Source organism: Marivirga arenosa (assembly GCF_030503895.2).
Lineage (GTDB): Bacteria > Bacteroidota > Bacteroidia > Cytophagales > Cyclobacteriaceae > Marivirga > Marivirga arenosa.
In genome coordinates this window covers 3474560-3494381 of the sequence record NZ_CP129970.2, presented here as the reverse complement: position 1 = coordinate 3494381, position 19822 = coordinate 3474560, and the positions used below count along the sequence as shown (strand labels likewise).

Sequence of the window (19822 nt, the reverse complement as noted above, 5' to 3'; positions counted from 1 at the left end):
CTATGTTAGCGACCAAAAAGATTTCTAGATCTAATTATGATTAAGACTTCCCAGATATTCAAGCGTATTGCTTCCTTTACCATCTGTGGGTAAAATAACTGTAAAAGTGGTTAAACCATCCTGGGTATTTTCATAATAAACTTTGCCGTTTAGCAATTCAGCTGATTTTTGTACAATATATAATCCTAATCCATTTCCATCAGAATATTCACTTCCCACATGGAACATTTCGAAAAGTTTAGGTTCAATATTTTTATCCACACCTACTCCATTATCAGAGACTTTTATTTTTAAAGCGTTATCCTCTAATTGAATATTTAATTCAACTCTTGGCTGTTGATTATTATCTACCCATGAAAAATATAATGCGTTTTCTATCAAATGGTAAATACTTACTTCAACTAATTTTGAAATACTCAATACATTTTTAGGAACATCGATCTGAAGATTAAAATCAATATTCCTCTCCTTAATTATTTCCTGAAAGGAATCCATAATTCTTTTAACGATATCAGAGATAATAATTTCTTCAAATTGACCCGGTTGATGGATTTCACTTACTGTACTTAGTTTTTTAAGTAGTTTATCCATTCTATTATTGGTTTTGAATAATAGATTAGTCAATTCGACATTATTTGTTTCCCTGTTAATCAGATTACTTATGCCAGCGATGGAACTTAAAGGGGCTCTTAAATCGTGAGATGCTTTATACAATACTGTATCAAGTTCTTTAAAGGTTTTGTTCAGAAGATATGTACGTTCTGAAACTATATTTTCTAAATTTTCATTAGTCAATTTAACTACTTTATTAGCTTCTATTAGAGCCTGTTTCTGCTTTTTAAGACGAGCTCTGAAATAGAAAAGTAATATGATGAGCAACGAAAAAATAAAGACGACACCAAAGGTGATTAATAGACGCTCTTGGTATAGTTTCTTTTCTTTTAACCTTTCTTTTTCACTTTCGGTTAGTTTTGATTCTAATTCTTGAAGATCAAAAAACCTTCTTTTTAATTCGGTTATAACGGTTAAGTAGGAATTTAAATTTTCATTAAACTCATCTTTATTTTCTTTCAGCAAAATTTCTAAAGCTTCGATCTCCGATAACAAGGATTCTTTTGATTCCTCTGTCATATTTTCAAATCCAACATTAAGTTTATCCCTTACAATTTGAATCTTATCCTCTAAAATGATTCTCTTCCGAGACATTTCTTTATTATCACTTCTAGCTTGCTCCAATAGTATATCGATATCTTCCTGCACAATGGTCGAATCAGAGATTTCATTAAGCAGCTCATTAGTAGTGTTTGAAGAACCATTATTCATTCTACTCAATAACTCATTGAATTTGCTATCAAGCCGTGCTTGTGTACGAGTATCAATCTCAGACTTTCTTATTGTATTTAATAAATTATAAAATGATATTAAGTTTGATAAGGTATCTATACTTTGACTTGAAATCTGTTCCGAAGCTTGAGAAATTCTAACATTATTTTCCGGTATCGGAGAATCATCCTTACTATTTGCTATCTCTACCTTTTTTATGGTAAGTATTGGAGTTTCTAAATTTCTAAAGCTAATGATATCAAAATTTTTAATAACGAATTGATTTTTAGATGCAATTCGTTCATTTAATCCTAAGGGAATGGTTACATATCCATCCTGATCAGTTTGCTTAGTTATGGACTTTTTACCGTTATATGTAATATTTAGATCTACTAAAATATTATCATTTACATCAATTACCTTAATTTTTTTATCTATGTAGCTTTTTTTCCTGATTATTACTTCAAGTGTACCTTTGCTAAGATTCCATGAAGCTACTTCTAATAATTCATCTTTCAGTTTAATTGATTTAATCGGGATTTCATCTGAAGGTAAATTGATAAAAATAACAGCTTTCTCATTAAGGTCGGTAAAATCCCTATTATTAATGGAAATGCTTAAATTCGGATACGGCTGAAGGCTTTCTGTGAATGTTTTTACTTGTATTACCTGAGTATTTTGAGCCAGAAGACTATAAGAATTTGAAAAGAGAATTACTAAAAATAAAATTAGAAAAGCTTTGGGGAGGATATAGATTTTATGGTCATCAATTAATTTATTCTGCATTTCTTGGAATTGTATTTTTGAAATCATCATTCACCACAACTATTTCGTAACTTAAATCCTGTTTCGCAAACTTTGGTACTTCAAAACTTACCAGACCATCTAAATCATTACCAATTATTCTGATCTTGAACCTACTGTAGAAAGGTACTCTCAATTTAAAATTACCTTTTGAATCAGTACTTGTAGTTGCAACTACCACATTTTTGGTTAAATCGATTAACTCCATTTTTACATTAGGTAATGTCTCTAATTCGGTTGAGTCCATCCAATTATGCTCAATAAATTTAACATTACCTTCTACTGACATAGGGTAGCTTTGTAAATCGAGTGCAAATTCATATATATCATAATCAAATCCTTTATTTTTTCTGTTTGAACTTAGAAATCCCTCCTGTCCCAAGCTGTCAATTGTAAAGGATATTTCATCAAAATTTGAATTGATAGGATAACCTAGGTTTTCAATTTCTTTCATTCCGTTTTGATTTGTTTTATACCTATATATATCAAAGCCACCTAAGCCGGAATGCCCATTTGATGAAAAATATAAAGTTGAGCCCTGAAGATACGGGAAACGCTCGTCACGCTCAGTATTAACCTCATTTCCAATATTAACAGGCTTAGTCCAGCCCTTTTCATTTTTTTCAGATTGATAAAGGTCTTTTCCCCCAAAGCTATCTTTAAAATTAGCACTAAATATCAATTTCTTTCCATCTTCACTGATCCACACCTCTGAAATATCAAAGTTTGAGTTATTGAATTGGAAAGCATTTGTCATTTTCCATTTACCTTTAATTTTATCAGCAAAATATAATTGAAGAGGAAAATTTCCCGCATTATTTTTTTGATTTGCGGAAGCAGTATAAGCCATTGAATTCCCATTATTGTATAGACTTATGGAGCTAATATGAAATGGAGTATTTAAATGGCCACCGATTGTTTTTTGGTCTTCGTAATTAAGAGCAACAATTGAAAATGGATCTGCATAGGTTCTATTCTGCTTTAAGGTATAGAACCCGGCATTTTCTTTTACATCAATTTTCTTAAAAAGACTTACCGAAGGACTGTTTGAAATATACATTACCTCATTAGTTGCAGATTTTAGCATTTGTAATTCACTATAATTAGTATTGATATTAGAGAAATGCGTAATATTCTTTGAGGAATCCTCATACAAATACGACAAATTATTAAGTCTCCATATCCTTTCACTATATAATTCATTATTAGGTCTATTTTCCAAACATAATTTATAATACTCAAGAGCATTTACAATATCCCCTGTTATCATTAATGCTTCAGCATAATAGTAATAATCATCTATAGGGAATTCCTGTTTCTTTTTTTCAAAGGACTTATAAAACTGGACAGCTTTCTGGTATTGATAAGTAAAATAATAGCTTCTAGCTAATCGTAATTCTATATTTTCAGGAGCACCTTTCTGTTTATTAATTACTTCATATATCTCTAATGCCTTTTGATAATTACCTGCTATAAAAGCTTTATCCGCATCTTGAACAGAATATTTAAATGCTGAAAATACCGATTCTTGTGCATGAATAGTAGTAATGCATAAAAGAGAAAATAGGATACCCAATAAAGAAATATATAGTTTCGTATTGGTAATAAAAGTTTTTCTTTTAGCCTTCATCATTGAGGAGAATTGACATTATCATAGCTGAACTTAAAAATATATCGCAACATTATTTCATTTGAAGCCTGAGATAAATTACTAACCGTTCCAATAGGCATATCATAAGCATAGGCAAGTTGAAATTGAGGCGATACATTAAACTTTAATAAAAAATCAACTGATTCTTCCTTTCGATAGGAAACCCCAGCAGATAGCACCTCTTTGTAGGAAGTTAAAAAGTTAATATCATAACTTAGGGATGTGCCTGAAAAGCATTTGATCAAAAAACCAGGGCTTAATTTAAAGTTATTCCCTAAAGGAATATGTACTTGACTAAAAATTAAATGGTTTAGATTGATGGGATCTAATGTTATGGAATCATTAATGTTAATGCTGCGATTAATTATAGAAGGAATTGAATAACCCGTTTCAAGGTATTTACTTCGATAATAAAAGCCAAAACCTGCGTTAAAGTCTGTACCAGAAAAACTATCATCATTTACCGAGGGGTCTGGATTACTATTTTGTATTGACTGATAATTAGAATTCACATTCAGCATTCCCGCTTTTAATCCAAATGAAAGTATTTTGTCTTTTCCAACCTTTAAATGGTAAGCGAAATTACTCGCTATTGTAACATTTGAATGAACTCCAATACTTTCTCTGTGGATCATTAATCCAGTTCCTAAATGAGGATTTTTGAAAAGTGTGTGAGCTGACAAGGTTTGAGACTGTGGTGCTCCTTCCAATCCTGTCCATTGGTCTCTATGCAATAAGGAAATGCTCAAGGCTTCGCTTGCCCCCGCATAAGCAGGATTTATAAGAGATCCATCATACATATATTGAGTATACTGTACGCCCTGTTGTGCATTAGCATACATACTAGCCCAAATGCTTATTATGATCATAATAAGTATTGATCTATTATATACTACATTGTTATTTAAATTCATAATAAATTTCTTAGAATGAAACTTTAGATAATGATCATAAACACATCACCTTAAAATTTCAATAAAGCCTTTTTCATTTAAAACATTTTCATTGTTTCGAACTGTGATAAAAAAATAATAAGTACCTCTAGCTACAAGATCACCATTTCTATTTCGTCCATCCCATACGGTTTCATGATTATTATAACCCCTCACTGAATATATCTCAGTCCCCCATCTATCCACAATGACCACTTGATTATCAGGAAATTTTTCTATGCCTTCTATAATCCATGTGTCATTTTGATTATCGCCATTTGGGCTAATGATCTGACTAATTTCAATTTGTAATTCTGCTGGCTCAACTGTTACGTTAAATGAGCAATTTATAGGTTCACTATCTTCTCTTTCAAAGGAATAAACTACTTCAGTGGTTCCTAATTCAAATAGATCACCAGGTTTAAAATTTGATTCAATAGAAATTTCAGAGCATTCAGAAGCTTGAATAGAAGGCTCGGTCCAATCCACATTGGCAGTTCCTTGATCATTATCAGCCTGAATAATAATATCATCTGGACAGTTTTCTATTATCAACTCAGAATCATCTATTACATTGATTGAAAAACTACAAATACTACTATTACCATTTGTATCTGTAAACGTATATTCAACAGTGGTTACACCCAATGGAAAAGTCGCTCCTGGTTCATAATTAGAATCAAAGGTGATACTAGAGCAATAGTCCGATGCAGTGGGTTCAGTCCATTCCACTGTAGCATCACAAGTACTTGCAGCACTAATCACTATATCTTCAGGACAGTCTTCAATTACAGGCGGATTCTGATCGACAACTTCAACCGTAAAAGAACATAAAGCTGTTGCACCATTTACATCAGTTGCCGTATATTCAATTAAGTTGGTTCCCAATGGTAATACATCTCCTACATTAAAATTACTGCTGATAGTCAGATTAGTACAATCATTAAAGATTGGAGTTTCCCAATTGGCTATTCCATTACAATTCTCATTAATATTTATAACTCTATTGGCAGGGCAAAAGGCAACAGTAGGGTTAGAATTGTCTTCTACTATAACATTAAAACTACAACTACTAGTGTTTCCTGCTTGATCCGTTGCTGAGTAAATAACTTCAGTTGTTCCTACAAGAAATAAATCACCAGAATTATAATTACTTCCAATATTAAATTCAGTGCTACAATTATCAGATAAAGTAGGTTCAGTCCATTCTACAATTGCTCCACAATTCTGATTTGCTGTAATTATAATGTCATTTACACAAGCAGCAAAAACTGGTGCAGACCTATCTTCTACTATCACATTAAAACTACAACTAATTGAGTTCCCTGCTTTATCAATTGCAGAATATGTAACTAATGTAGTTCCTAATGGAAAAACATCTCCAGACTGATGAGAAGAACTTATGGTTAGATTTGCATCACAGTTATCAGTAAATACTGGTGAAGACCATGTTGCTGTTGCTGTACAATTGGCATTGCTACTGATTACTATATCCTGAGGACAATTATTAACTACCGCTGCAGTATTATCTTCGACAAATACTGAAAAATTTGAGGTACTTTGATTACCTGCTTCATCTGTTGCCGTAACGGTTACAACGGTTTCTCCTAAAGAAAATATATCACCTGAACTAGGAGAAGTATCCGCTGTAATTGAGCTGCTGCAATTATCCGAAATAATGATGGGATCCCAGCTTACAATCGCTTGACATCCATCACCAGAAGTAGAAACTGTTATATCATTGAGTGGCTCAATGCTTGGAGCAGTATCATCAATAACTGTTACTTGAAAACTACAATCAATACTATTTCCTGCATCATCTTCAGCAGTATAGGTAACTGTAGTTGAACCTAACAAAAAGGCCTCACCAGGATTATGATTTGATGTAATGCTAAGATCATTATCACAGTTATCATCGAAAGTGGGTAAACTCCATCTTGCAACCGCAGAGCAATCGCCATCAGCAGATACTGTTATATCTCCAGGACAACTTAAAACTGTGGGTGAAGTATTGTCTTCCACTATAACATTAAAACTCGCATTTGCGACATTTCCTGCATCATCTATAGCCGTATAATTTATGGCAGTAGTTCCCAATATAAAAGAAGTTCCAGAATTGATATTACTTGAAATATCGACATTTGAATCACAATTATCAGAAGCCGTTACGCCAGGCCAAGTTGCAATAGCAGTACAATTTCCCTCTGCCACAACACGGATTTCAGTGGGTAAATTGTTAAAAGTTGGTGGACTATTATCTTCTACTGTAACATTAAAGGAACACTGAGCAGTATTACCCCCCTCATCAGTAGCAGTATAAGTAACAGTTGTAGTTCCCAAAGGAAATACATCACCAGGATTAAAATTAGAAGTTAAATTAGGAGAAGAATCACAATTATCACTAGCAACAGGTAAGCTCCAATTCCCTGTAGCTTCACAATTTTGATTTGCATCAATTGTTATATCGTTAGGGCAGCTAGTAAATGAAGGGTCTACATTATCATTGACCGTCACAGTAAAGGATGCTTCATCATCAGGAAAAAAGCCAGCCCGAGTAGCAGTATAAGTTACAGTAGTAGTCCCAATAGGAAAAGAAACTCCAGAGGGTATATTGGAAGAAACACTGATCCCACAATTTGATGGTTCGCCCCAAAATACTTGAGTATTACAACCACTGGAAATATCTATGGTCTGATTGTTTGGCAGATCAAAGAATTTATATTTAACAGTAACATCAAAGCTACAACTGGATTGCACGTCATTATTATTAGTAAAGGTATAGGTAACTGTGGTGATGCCTACTTGGAAATCATCACCAGGGTTATGGGATTTGGTAACTGATTTAATCCCACTAGGGTCGGTTGCGGTTGGTTCAGTCCAGCTTACTGGGACAGAACATGAATTAACTATTTGTGTTTCCTTATCTGGAGGACAATCAGAAATCGTGGGAGCAACTTTACTAAATGAGATATTCGCGTCAAATATTGGATATAACGTTTTTTCATTTCCTCCATAAATATCAACACTATGAAGACTAAAATAAATTAAGAAAAATATGGGTATTTTTATATTTACACGCACTATGAGAGCAATTAAAATATTTTCATGTTCAAATTATTATAAAAAGTAATTTATGTAAAAGTGATTTAATAAAAAACAAAATTAGATTTTATTTAAACCTAAGGTAGACAAAGGATATAGAAGCCAAAGTGATAAGACTAGACTATTATTTTAAGCTTCCAAATAATAGTTGTACATAGAATCTAGGTTTTATTAGTTCTTTCTTTAAATCCACATTATCGAGCATTGAAGTTAATAAGGTCCTGACGGATGAATTAGAGTTAGCTTTTTTTACTACAAAATTGAACAATTTAGGATATTTTAAAAGTTTCTGCATTGATCTGCTTATACGTAGTTCATTACGCATTTTATGTTCAATGATCTGATCATATTTATGGAGGTATTTAGAATCAAAACGATTTTTGTAAAAAGCTTCCTCAACTACTTCAGCAGCTATTCTCCCACTTCTGATAGCATTTCCAATGCCTTCTCCAGTAAATGGGTCTATCAAACTAGCTGCATCGCCTAATAATAAAAATTGTCTGCCCGAAATAGCTCTTTTCTTAGATCCTATTGGTAATCCAAATCCTTTTATGTCTTCAATTGGCTCAGCATTTTTAAAACGATCCTTTAGATTGGGATGATTATGAATCAAGTCGTATAAAATACTTTTTAAATTTAGCTGTCTTTTACTAACCTCACTTGATAACATACCTAAACCAACATTTGCTTGTCCATTTGGCAATGGAAACACCCAAAAATAACCTGGTAATAATTCTTTATAGAAATGTAATTCAATGTGATTTTGATCATTAAAACCATTCACATTTTTATAGTATTGCCTTAAACCTGCACAATAATGCTCTTTTTCAACTTTAATATTTCCTAAATATTTATTTACTACTGAATACGCTCCATCAGCTCCAATAATCAGCTTAGATGTAAAAGTGTGTAGCTTACTTTCTAACTTTACCAAATCTGATTCATATTCAATCTTTTCTATTTTTTCATTTACGAATAGTTCTACATTAGCTTGGTCTTTAATCTGATCAAACATAAATTGATCAAAATCAACGCGTTTTGAAATATATCCTGCTGCTTCATCAAAATTAGGATTAGTGAAGGGAATATCTAGTTTTTGTCCGTTGGGTGCAAAAAAACTAACGCCTTGTGATGGAAGTTTTTGATTGAATTTTTTAAATGAATCAACTAAAGTTGGATCCATCCGATCTAGCTGATTTACTACATCAGCACTCAATGCGTCACCGCATATTTTATCCCTAGGAAATGTGGCTTTATCAATTACTGCAATACGTAATTTTGTATGTCTTAACTGATAAGCGCAGGTACAGCCAGCTGGACCTGCGCCTACTATAATTAAATCAAAGTGATGATTCGCCATATATGGCTAAATATAACTAGAATCGGTATTTTAATCCAAAGTTTGGACTTATATATGTCCCTTGATGACGAATATTAGCTTTTTTAACGGGTTCATTCATATACTGATATTCAATATCTACTTTTTCCAAGTCCTTAAAACCACGATTGTATGAAATAGTGGTGTACAAACTAAACTTTTTACTAAGGTTAAATTGTAAGCCTAAATCAGATGAAACAGTGAAGAAAATACTATTATAAGAAGTATAAGAAGACCTTCTGGAGTATAGCGGCTCCCCATTTCTAGTTCCGCCTCCTTCTCCATAACCTCCAGTTGAAGTTGTGCCAATTCTAGTAGGATCAGTAACACTTAACTGAACACCGACACTAGCTGTACCTGACAACCAATTTCCGATTAAAGGGACCACTGCCCGAGTTCTCAAAGGTATATGATAATAAGCATTAGAACTTTCTGACATTGTTCTTACATCATCAAAATTTAAACCATAACCTATTTTTACAGGGCGAGTTGCTATTCCAGTTTCAAGACTAAAAACTGGGTTAAATTGATAACCTAAAAGAAATGTTGTACCTGGGATATCAATTGCATGCATGTTAGGGGTACTAACTGCGGTACCTTCATCCTTTATCAGATACTGATCTTGAATAAAATTCGCCTCTACTCCAATATAAAACTTGGATTGCGAAAAAACATTAGTAGAAAAAATAAGTAATGCTAGGGTAATAAATCAGCTTGATAATTTCATAAATAAAATAGTTTTTTAACACTAACTATTTAGTTTACTATTTATTTCAAATTAGGCGATAAAATATAGTTGGAAGGTAAAATTAATCAATAATTGGAATAGAAGCTTTAAATTCAGTTTCTCTCTCAAGCTCTGAATAATTAAGGTTTATATCTCCATTTAATTTATTGGTAATGATTTTACAAATATAAAGACCTAAACCTGGTCCTTTAGGCAATTCTGAGCCTACATAGAATAAATCAAAAATATTTTGGATTTGATCTTTTTTAATTCCAATACCGTTATCCTTTACACTTATTATTAAATTATGATCGACCATATCAAATTTAACCTTAACCCACTTTTGTAGCTTTAACGGATCTTGAAATCTAACTGCATTACCTATTAAGTTCTTTAATATTAAATGCAATAAAGATGGGTCGATTTTTACAGGCTTTGCTAAATTATTCTCAATATCAATATCAATTATATCTAAGTTTTCTTCACCTGATAATCTGTCAAAAACAGTATCTAGAATTAATTGAATATCAATAGGTTGTGGGCTAATAGGCCGAGCACTTATTTCATATACATTACTCAATCTTCTTAGCATATTATCCATATGGTTAGCAGAATGATTTAAATGATCTAAGTGAGTAGATATGTCATTATTCTGCTCATATTCCATTTGAATTAATTGACTTAAGCCTTTAAAGCGTGCTATAGGGCCCCTTAAGTCATGCGCTGATTTATAAATAAATTCATCTAATTCTTTATTCTTTTCAATCAATAACTGATTTGATTTAGATAATTCAATTGTTCTTTCCTGAACTTGCTGATCTAAATTTCTTGCTATTGATAATAATTTCTTATTCTGGGTTTGAATAATTCTTTTTGCCTGTTCTAATTTTGTTCTTTCACGATCAATTACCTCGTTCTGTGATTGTATTTCCTCTAGAGCTTCAGTAAGATCTTTATTTTTAGTTACTAAATCTTGTTGGGCTGTTTCTATTTCTTCCTTTTGCTCAGAAATAAGTGCTAAAGCTTCTTTATAATCGGTGTTTTGAGCTACTAATTGATTATGCTTTTCTTCTAAGGTTCTGGTTCTTTCTTTTACTAATACCTCTAAATAATCATTATGTCTTCTAATCCTTTTAGAACCTGCATCCATAAAGCTAAAAGCAATACCCACAATGCCTAAACTTAGTAAGCCGAAAGATAAAGCTCTAACTATATTACTTAACTCATCAGGATTCAACTCAAAAAAGTATGTAAGAATCCCTAACTCTTCTGAGCTTATATTATTAGTACCGGATGCCTCTATAGGTTGAGCAACAACCAAAAGCAAAAAGCTAATAAGGGTTAATACAATTGAATAGTTGAAATAATTTCTCACAAACACCTGTCTTGATATAATACTATTAAAGATAAAAAGTTTAATAGTTTTTAATTATTTATAAAACACTTTAATTATCAGTGATTTACGTTTCTAATATTGAAGTTTCAATTTAATCAAAAATAATAATCAAAAACAAGAAATTATTATATAAAAAAATAAATATGCTTTACATAAAGGAGGGAAAATTATGCCATAGCACACTTAAGTAATAGCGTATTGCATTGAAAATAAGAAAGTTACGACCGTATATAAATTAAAAAGCCTGCAAATAAATTATTTACAGGCCTTTAAATATTTCATGTAAGAAATGACTTATATATTAATAATTATTTTCCAAACGGATTAAAACCGGCTAAACCTCTTTTACTACCACTCATTTTATTCATGGTCTTCATCATCTTTCTCATATCCTTGAATTGCTTCAATAGGTTATTAATCTCTTGTACTGATGTACCACTACCCGATGCAATTCTTTTCTTTCTACTCGCATTCATTAATTCAGGATTTGTTCTTTCCTCTTTCGTCATTGAGCGAATAATGGCTTCGACTGGCTTGAACGCATCATCATCTATGTCAAGATCTTTGATTTGTTTACCCATTCCAGGTAACATCCCTAAAAGATCTTTAACATTACCCATCTTCTTAATTTGTTGTAGCTGAGATAAGAAGTCCTCAAAGTCAAATTGATTCTTACGGATCTTTTTGGATAATCGATTAGTCTCTTCCTGATCAAAAGTTTCTTGTGCTTTCTCAACTAATGAAACCACATCCCCCATGCCCAATATTCTTTGGGCCATCCTGTCAGGATAGAATAGGTCAATGGCATCCATTTTTTCTCCACTACTTACAAATTTGATTGGCTTTTCAACTACGTTACGAATGGATAGAGCAGCACCACCTCTTGTATCACCATCTAATTTGGTTAAAACAACGCCATCAAAATCTAATTGCTCATTAAAGGTCTTAGCCGTATTAACAGCATCTTGACCAGTCATGGAGTCAACTACAAATAATGTTTCTGAAGGATTAAGCTCTTTCTTTAAGCTTGAAATCTCTTTCATCATTTGCTCATCGACAGCTAATCGACCAGCAGTATCGACTACGACTATACTTTTACCATTTTCTTTGGCATATTTAATTGCATTATTAGCAATTTTAACTGCGTCCTTATTTTCAGGCTCAGCATAAACTTCTACTCCAATTTGCTCTCCTAACACCTTTAACTGGTCAATAGCGGCAGGTCTGTATATATCACAAGCAGCTAAAAGCACTTGCTTTCCTTGTTTCTTTAATCTATTAGCTAATTTTCCTGAGAAGGTTGTTTTACCTGATCCTTGAAGACCTGAGATTAAAATAGTGGCAGGAGAACCTTCTACATTAATATCCTCCTGTTTCTCCCCCATCATTTTGGCTAACTCTTCTTGAGTAATTTTAACCAATAACTGACCTGGAGATACTGAAATAAGTACATCACGACCTAATGCTTCTTCCTTAATTTTATCCGTAACTTCTTTTGCTACTTTGAAGTTAACATCGGCATCTACCAATGCTCTTCTGATTTCTTTTACGGTAGTAGCAACGTTAACTTCCGTAATTTGCCCCTGACCTTTCAGGGTTTTAAAAGCGCGATCTAACTTATAACTGAGATTATCAAACATATCTTATAGGATGAAATTTTGGGCAAAAGTAATGAATTTATCGTACTAATCCGAAGAAATTCTATTTTTGAATTATAGTGAATTACAGTATTGTTCTATTGCTGCAATTGCTTCTTTGTCTTTATTTTTGGCTGCTTTTTGATAAGCTGCACAAGCCTTATCTACTTGATCATTAAGCCTAAGTGCTTCTCCATAGTAAAAATTGGTAGAAGGTAAGTCATTATTTTTATTTAAAGCATTTTCAAACTGGCGTATTGCATCTTCTATTTCTCCCTTTTTTAAAGCCAAAATCCCAAGATTCCTGTAGACATACGGATTTTTCTCATCGATCACAATACTCCTTCTCAAATCAGTATACGCTTTATCATAATTGTCCAAAAAGGTATAAATATATCCCCTATTATTAAGGAAATAAGGTTGACCTGCTTCTATTTCCAAAGCTTTATTCACTGACACTAAAGCTTGATCAAATTGTTTGTTTTCAGATTGAATTAAGGCAAGTAAGTTCCAGGCGTTTGCTTCTTTCGGATTTATCTCTAATGCTTTATTAATTGCAGTAATAGCAGATTCATAATCCTTTTTGTAATAATGAACTGCCGCTTTATTAGTGTATATTTCTGAATTTGAAGAATCTAATTCCAAAGCCTTATTAAAAGATAATTCTGCTTCATCATACTTTTTTAAGCCTACTAATGCTAATCCTTTAGCTAGATGAGCAAATGCAGAATCTTGATATGAGTCCAAAACTGGTTCTAAGTCATCAAGAGCTCTATAAAATTCTCCTGTCTGATAGAAGGCATTACTCCGATTAAAATAGGCTCTTGTGTAATCAGGTTTATATTGTAATGCTTTTCCATAAGCCTGAATGGCTTCATAAGGATGACCGTCCTGATAATGCGCAATTCCTTTAGCATTCCAGGCAGCAGCATTTTCATCGTTTAATTCTATAGCACTTTCAAAATAACCCAGGGCTTGTTTAGTTTGACCCTTATCAAGTGATTGATAGCCTTTTTGAATAAGGGTTTGCTGTCTTTGTTCCTTAGTAGAACATGAGATAGCTATTCCTGAAACAATAAATACAAGAGTTAGATATTTAATAAGATGTATTTTCATAATTAATGAATCTGTCTTTGCTAAAACTTTATCCAAAAGGAACCTGTTTCATTTTTATTCCTAACTCTTTTTGAATGTTTTTGATTTGGACCATTTCATTTTTGGTACAAAGCGCCATACTTATACCCGTTTTTCCCGCTCTTGCAGTTCTACCACTTCTATGTATATAATAATCTAATTGCTTCGGAATCTCATAATGTACTACGTAAGCAAGATTAGCAACATCAATACCTCTTGCCGCAACATCGGTAGCAATTAATAAATCAAGCTTTTTACTTTTGAATGATCGCAATTCCTTATCACGATCTTTTTGATGCATATCTCCTTCAAGAATACCAACCGCTAATTTTCTAGATTTGAGTTTTTCAAATAAGGATCTAGCTGAATTTTTAGTATTACAGAAAATTATACCTCTCTCCTTTTTCTGAGTTTTCAGGAAATAGTCTAACACCATAAACTTTTCATCTGTGTCACAAGGCACATATTGGTGTAATATTTTTTCATTAACCAATTCATTACCCGATGCTTTTAATTGCTTAGCATTAGGATCAAGGTATTGTTTGATGATATATTTAATATCGGTAGGAATAGTAGCAGAAAACAGCCAAATATCTTTTTGGTGTTTCATAGTATTTAAAATGAATTCCAAATCCTTTTTAAAACCCATGCTTAACATTTCATCTGCTTCATCTAATACCATCAGCTTAGCTTGACGAATATCAACCGCTTTTCTTCTAATTAAATCTGCTAATCTACCGGGAGTTGCGACTAAGATATGCGTAGGCCTTCTTAAGTTTTGAATTTGCTTTTCAATCTTCTCTCCACCAAATACAACCTCAGTAAAAACCTTCTCTGAATATTTTGTGAACTTGAAGATTTGCTGCTTGATTTGCTGAGCTAATTCTCTTGTGGGTGAAAGAATTACAGCTTGTATTTTATTATCTTTGGTATTAATTCTTTCTAATATTGGTAATCCGAAAGCTGCTGTTTTACCCGTTCCAGTCTGTGCCTGAGCAATTAAATCACCTGAATTCTGCATTAGATGACCAATAACTAGCTCTTGAATTTTAGTCGGTTGATTAATATTAAGCTCTGTTAATCCTTTTATTAGATCTTTAGAGATTCCTAATTCCTTAAATGTCATAATGAATTGTAATATTATTTATTACGCTTTTTAAATGATTTTCTTTTGTTAAAACCACCAGGTTTTCTCTTTCTGGCATTTTCTTGATATTCCGGCCCTTGCCCAATTTGATTAGGCAAGCTATTTGTTTTCAAAACAGATTTTTCTATTAAGGATTCAATTCTATTGAATTTTTCCATATCCGCTTCGTTAATGAAAGTTATAGCCTCCCCTTTCGTAGCAGCTCTAGCAGTTCTTCCAATTCTATGAACGTAATCTTCTGGATCACCCGGAACATCATAGTTGATCACTAAGCTTATATTTTCTACATCAATACCTCTTGAAATGATGTCTGTTCCAATTAATACTTGCACCTTTTTTGAACGAAAATCACGCATGATAACTTCTCGTTCTGATTGATCCAGATCACTTGAAAAGGCTTTCATTTTCATTCCTATATCTTTCAATTCTCTTTCTAAAGCTTTTACCTTATCCTTTTTGCTAGCAAAAATAATTGCTGTTTCATATAATCCTGAGCCCAACAGAAACTTTGAAAGTGGGATTTTCTGATCATCATATGTCAAAAATGCTTTTTGAGAAATACCTGCTGCCGGCTTAGAAATCGATAATGTGATTTCTTCTGGATTATTCAAAATTGCACCCGCAAGTTTTTTGATTTTAGGAGGCATGGTAGCCGAGAATAATAAGGTTTGCCTTTCTGTAGGTAATTGCTTGATAATTCTCATGATATCATCATAAAACCCCATATCCAACATTCTGTCCGCTTCATCAAGAATTAAATGTTGTACATTATCAAGTTGGGTTTTATTTGAATTTAATAAGGCAATCAATCTACCTGGGGTTGCAACCAGTATATCTACTCCCGCTCGAATAGCTTTTTTCTGTTGCTCCCATGCAGCACCATCACCACCTCCATAAATAGCAATACTGCTTGCGTGTGTAAAGTATGAAAAGCCCTCAATTTGCTGATCTATTTGCTGTACAAGTTCTCTGGTAGGGGCAATTATAACCGTATTTACTCCTTTTGTTTCAATTCCTGAAGCGATTTTATGTAGTATGGGCAAAACAAAAGCTGCAGTTTTACCAGTTCCTGTTTGAGCACAAGCAATTAAATCTTTACCTTCTAAAATTTTAGGAATTGCTTCTGTTTGAATAGGTGTTGCTTTTTTGAAGCCCATCATCTCAAGGCCTTCACTTAAAGTAGGGTGAAAATTTAATTGATTAAATTCCAATTTAATTGCTTTTATAGATTTGAAATTACAGAAACTGTATCAAAGGTAATGAATAGCAGTGACATATAAAGAAAGAATGTTTTATATTGGCTTATGAAGTACTACTTTCTGCTTCCTCAGATTTCTTTACTAAATCTCTTATTATCAAATCTAGATCAAGAGAACTCTTACGTAAAGAACTAATAATATGATTGTTATCTGCTTTTGTTCCCTCATCATACTTTTCAAGATAATCCAATAATCCTAAAATTCTAGCTAAAGGTGCTCGTACTTCATGACTTTGTATCCATGCAATTTCCTTTAGCTTTTCATTTTGTAATTGAATTGATTGTATATACTTTTTTCTTGCGGAAACATCTCTGATAATCCCTTGTATTTGTTTTGAAGCTGTTATTTTACAATTTATTTCAACAGGAATTTCAGTGCCATCTGATTTTTTTAAACTACCTTCTTGTAATGTATTTCCTTTTTCATGAATCAATTCTGTGATCTTGGAATGTTTTTCATTTGAAAGAATTATAATATCATTAAGGTTATATTCTTTAATCTGCTTTTCATTTAAACCAGTCATTTCAATTCCTTTGTTATTCAATTCAATTAAATTTCCATTTTCATCAGAAAGGAAAATAGTATCTGAAGCTTGTGAAACTAGTCCTCGATACTTTTGCTCGCTTTTTTCTAGTCTTTGGGCTGATAATACCCTTTCTGTTACTTCCCGAATTACTGCTAACACTTTTTCAGAATTAATTGAGATATACCTTCCTTCAAAGAATTTTCTATCTTCCTTAAAATCTAAATAATATGAATGTTCAATTACTTCACTTGTCTTTAAAGCTTTTAATATACAAGCATGGGTTTCCTTTGCAAACCCTTTATCAAATAATTCATATGCAGTTTTGCCTATGAAATCTTTAGGTTTGTATAATAGAAACTCAGTTTTATAGGCATGGAAATCTAAATAAGTGGCTTGTTCATCATAAATAAAAATAATGTCTGGTATAGCCTGAACCATTGATTGGAGATAAGCATTATTCTCTTCAATTTCTTTCGTTTTCTCATTCAATAAAGCCTCCAGTTTTTCAGGCCTTTTAAGTATTTGATAAGCATGTTGTGAACTACCTGCCGTTGAAAAAATGCCCAAAATGATTAAAATAGAAAGTATAATATATACTATAGATTCACTTTGATAATTTGCAGTTATTTTCCATCCTGACTCTGCAAAAGTATAATCTAGACTTAAATCGCTAGCCCCACTCCTATTTGTAAAATATTCTTCTTTACCAGTGTTTGGATTTATTTTAGATAATTCGAAAATAAAATTATCGAATTCAGACTTTCGTATTCCAGATGCTTCTAGAAAATCATCCATACGGATTAAAACAGCAGAAAATCCCCAAAATTTCTGATTATGAAAAATTGGTAATCTAGCAATAATTCCTTGCCCTCCTTGTTTAAAGCTTAACGGACCAGCATAATAAATCTCTTTTTCGTCAATAGCCCTTTGAGCTTCTATTTGAGTACTTTGATTTTCAAGAATATCATACCCCAGAACAGACTTATGTCTTTCAAAAGGATAAACATATTGAATTTCGCCTTTTCTAAGAATTTGAACACCAAAAATATACGGGTGTTGTTGCATTATTTCTTTAGCAACAAAGTCAAAATTCTTAACTGTATCTTGAACAGGATCAATTGTTAAGCCTACTGAAAATGCCGCCAAATTACTGTTCGTCATAATTTTACGGATATTTTCTTTTACAAAATTCAATTCTAACTGCAGCTGTTGAATTTTCTGTTTTTGATAATACTGATAGCTTAAAATAATAGTAATAGAAAACACTATTGCTGTAGCCAACCCCACTGAAAATGCAAAAAAGAAAGGTTTATTTAGTCTACTATTCATTTATTATTGATTGGTTCAGTTTTTATTACCCCCCTTTATATACAATATATCTAAATATATTAACATAAAAAAAGAGCTTTAAGAATAATCCTAAAGCTCTTCTCTATACTTTTAGATAATTACTTATACAGCATCAGATAAACTTGTAAAAGTAAAGTCTCTGATCTTCATAACCGGAATTAAACTTCCGTTTATTCTTTGTTGTTGTCCTAATTCTTCAAGATTGTTTAACATAATAATAGGGCTCTCATTAAATCTCATGTTTTTAATAGGATGTTTAATTTTGCCATTTTCGATATAGAAGGTTCCATCACGAGTTAAACCTGTATAAAGTAAAGTTTGCGGATCAACGGTACGAATATACCATAAACGAGTAACTAAAATACCTCGTTTAGTACTTTTAATTAAATCCTCTGTAGAAGCATCACCCCCTACCATTATACCATTTGCTGGACCTGGCACTGGCTTAACTCCTTTTTTATCAGCCCAGTAACGGCTGTATGACATATTCTTTACTACACCATTTTCTATCCAGCTGGTTCTTTCTCTTGGTAATCCATCACCATTCCATGCATTAGCGGGTACTCTTTCATTGAAAGGATCAGAATAAATATTCACTCTTTCATCCACAAGCTTCTCTCCTAATTTAGTTCCTCCCCCTTGCTTTGAAAGAAAACTTCTTCCTTCATCTGCTTGTCTGGCTCCCATGTTAAACAACATATTGCCAAGTAATTGAACAGATGCAGCAGGTTCTAAAATCACAGTATATTTACCAGGCTCAATTGCCTTAGCATTTCTACTCATGATAGACTTTTCTAGTGCAACAGCTGAAGCTTCTTCGCCATTGAATTGGTTAACATCATTAAAATCACGAGTAACCCAACCTGAACCGGTACCATCATTAGTACGCATAGTAACAGTGAACTCAAGTTCAGATTCTTGCGAATAAGCAAATAAACCTTTAGAATTCATAATACTCGAAAAACCAGAAGTATCTTCTAAATAACCAGCAGCTGTTACATCTTTAGCTTTGGCTGGTTCAATACTTTTCTTTGCTAATTCAGCTCGGTACTCTGGAGTGATGTCTGCAGTACTTTTATAAAAAGTTTTTGACTCTTTATAATCTTGTGGACCTAAAGGTTCCATAAACTCAGGATTCTCCGGAGCTAATTTCGCTAACTCTTCCGCTCTCTTCACTACTTTTCTTAATGATTCATCATCAAATTCATTAATAGTGGAAGATGCAGATTTTTTACCAAAGTTTGCCGTAACTCCTAAACTTACGTCATCATTATAACCACTTGTTGTAACTGTATTCCTTGCATATCTAATATTACCTCTTCCACTTCCAGAGAGGCTTGCTTCTAAGCTATCAGCAGTAGAAAAGCTCATTACTTTTTCTAAAATCTGCTTTGCTTCTTGTTTTGATAATATTGCCATTTTTTAATGTTTTTAAATTTTAGCAAATAGCTAATTG

At 32.5% G+C, this 19822-nt stretch carries 13 protein-coding genes; all 13 read right to left on the bottom strand.

Annotation, left to right across the window (positions count from 1 at the left end; all coding sequences use genetic code 11):
- Positions 1–30: 30 nt before the first annotated feature.
- Positions 31–2109, bottom strand: coding sequence for an ATP-binding protein (locus QYS48_RS15120; protein WP_308356651.1), 2079 nt, complete (start codon positions 2107–2109; stop codon positions 31–33).
- Complete coding sequence (locus QYS48_RS15115; RefSeq protein ID WP_308356649.1) at positions 2099–3760, bottom strand: tetratricopeptide repeat protein; 1662 nt, start codon at positions 3758–3760, stop codon at positions 2099–2101. Before QYS48_RS15115 ends, QYS48_RS15120 begins: the two co-directional genes overlap by 11 nt.
- Complete coding sequence (locus QYS48_RS15110) at positions 3757–4692, bottom strand: type IX secretion system membrane protein PorP/SprF (protein ID WP_308356648.1); 936 nt, start codon at positions 4690–4692, stop codon at positions 3757–3759. Before QYS48_RS15110 ends, QYS48_RS15115 begins: the two co-directional genes overlap by 4 nt.
- 45 nt (positions 4693–4737) lie before the next feature.
- On the bottom strand, positions 4738–7791 hold the full coding sequence (locus QYS48_RS15105; RefSeq protein ID WP_308356646.1) for an HYR domain-containing protein: 3054 nt from the start codon (positions 7789–7791) through the stop codon (positions 4738–4740).
- A 145-nt stretch (positions 7792–7936) separates the two neighbouring features.
- Positions 7937–9172, bottom strand: coding sequence for a geranylgeranyl reductase family protein (locus tag QYS48_RS15100; RefSeq protein ID WP_302100765.1), 1236 nt, complete (start codon positions 9170–9172; stop codon positions 7937–7939).
- Positions 9173–9188: 16 nt separating this feature from the next.
- The gene (locus QYS48_RS15095) at positions 9189–9896 is read right to left on the bottom strand and encodes an outer membrane beta-barrel protein (protein WP_308358438.1); all 708 of its coding nucleotides are present in this window, start codon (positions 9894–9896) and stop codon (positions 9189–9191) included.
- A gap of 103 nt (positions 9897–9999) precedes the next feature.
- Complete coding sequence (locus QYS48_RS15090) at positions 10000–11292, bottom strand: HAMP domain-containing sensor histidine kinase (RefSeq protein ID WP_302100767.1); 1293 nt, start codon at positions 11290–11292, stop codon at positions 10000–10002.
- A 329-nt stretch (positions 11293–11621) separates the two neighbouring features.
- Positions 11622–12953: a signal recognition particle protein gene (gene ffh, locus QYS48_RS15085; protein WP_308356645.1), complete on the bottom strand. Its 1332-nt coding sequence runs from the start codon at positions 12951–12953 to the stop codon at positions 11622–11624.
- A gap of 72 nt (positions 12954–13025) precedes the next feature.
- On the bottom strand, positions 13026–14066 hold the full coding sequence (locus tag QYS48_RS15080; RefSeq protein WP_308356644.1) for a tetratricopeptide repeat protein: 1041 nt from the start codon (positions 14064–14066) through the stop codon (positions 13026–13028).
- Positions 14067–14094: 28 nt separating this feature from the next.
- The gene (locus QYS48_RS15075; RefSeq protein ID WP_308356643.1) at positions 14095–15210 is read right to left on the bottom strand and encodes a DEAD/DEAH box helicase; all 1116 of its coding nucleotides are present in this window, start codon (positions 15208–15210) and stop codon (positions 14095–14097) included.
- 14 nt (positions 15211–15224) lie between these two features.
- Complete coding sequence (locus tag QYS48_RS15070) at positions 15225–16442, bottom strand: DEAD/DEAH box helicase (RefSeq protein ID WP_308356642.1); 1218 nt, start codon at positions 16440–16442, stop codon at positions 15225–15227.
- Between the two features lie 91 nt (positions 16443–16533).
- Entirely contained in the window at positions 16534–18345 is a 1812-nt protein-coding gene (locus tag QYS48_RS15065) for a PAS domain S-box protein (RefSeq protein WP_308356641.1), read from the bottom strand.
- A 123-nt stretch (positions 18346–18468) separates the two neighbouring features.
- Positions 18469–19785: a TldD/PmbA family protein gene (locus QYS48_RS15060; protein WP_308356640.1), complete on the bottom strand. Its 1317-nt coding sequence runs from the start codon at positions 19783–19785 to the stop codon at positions 18469–18471.
- Positions 19786–19822: the final 37 nt, after the last annotated feature.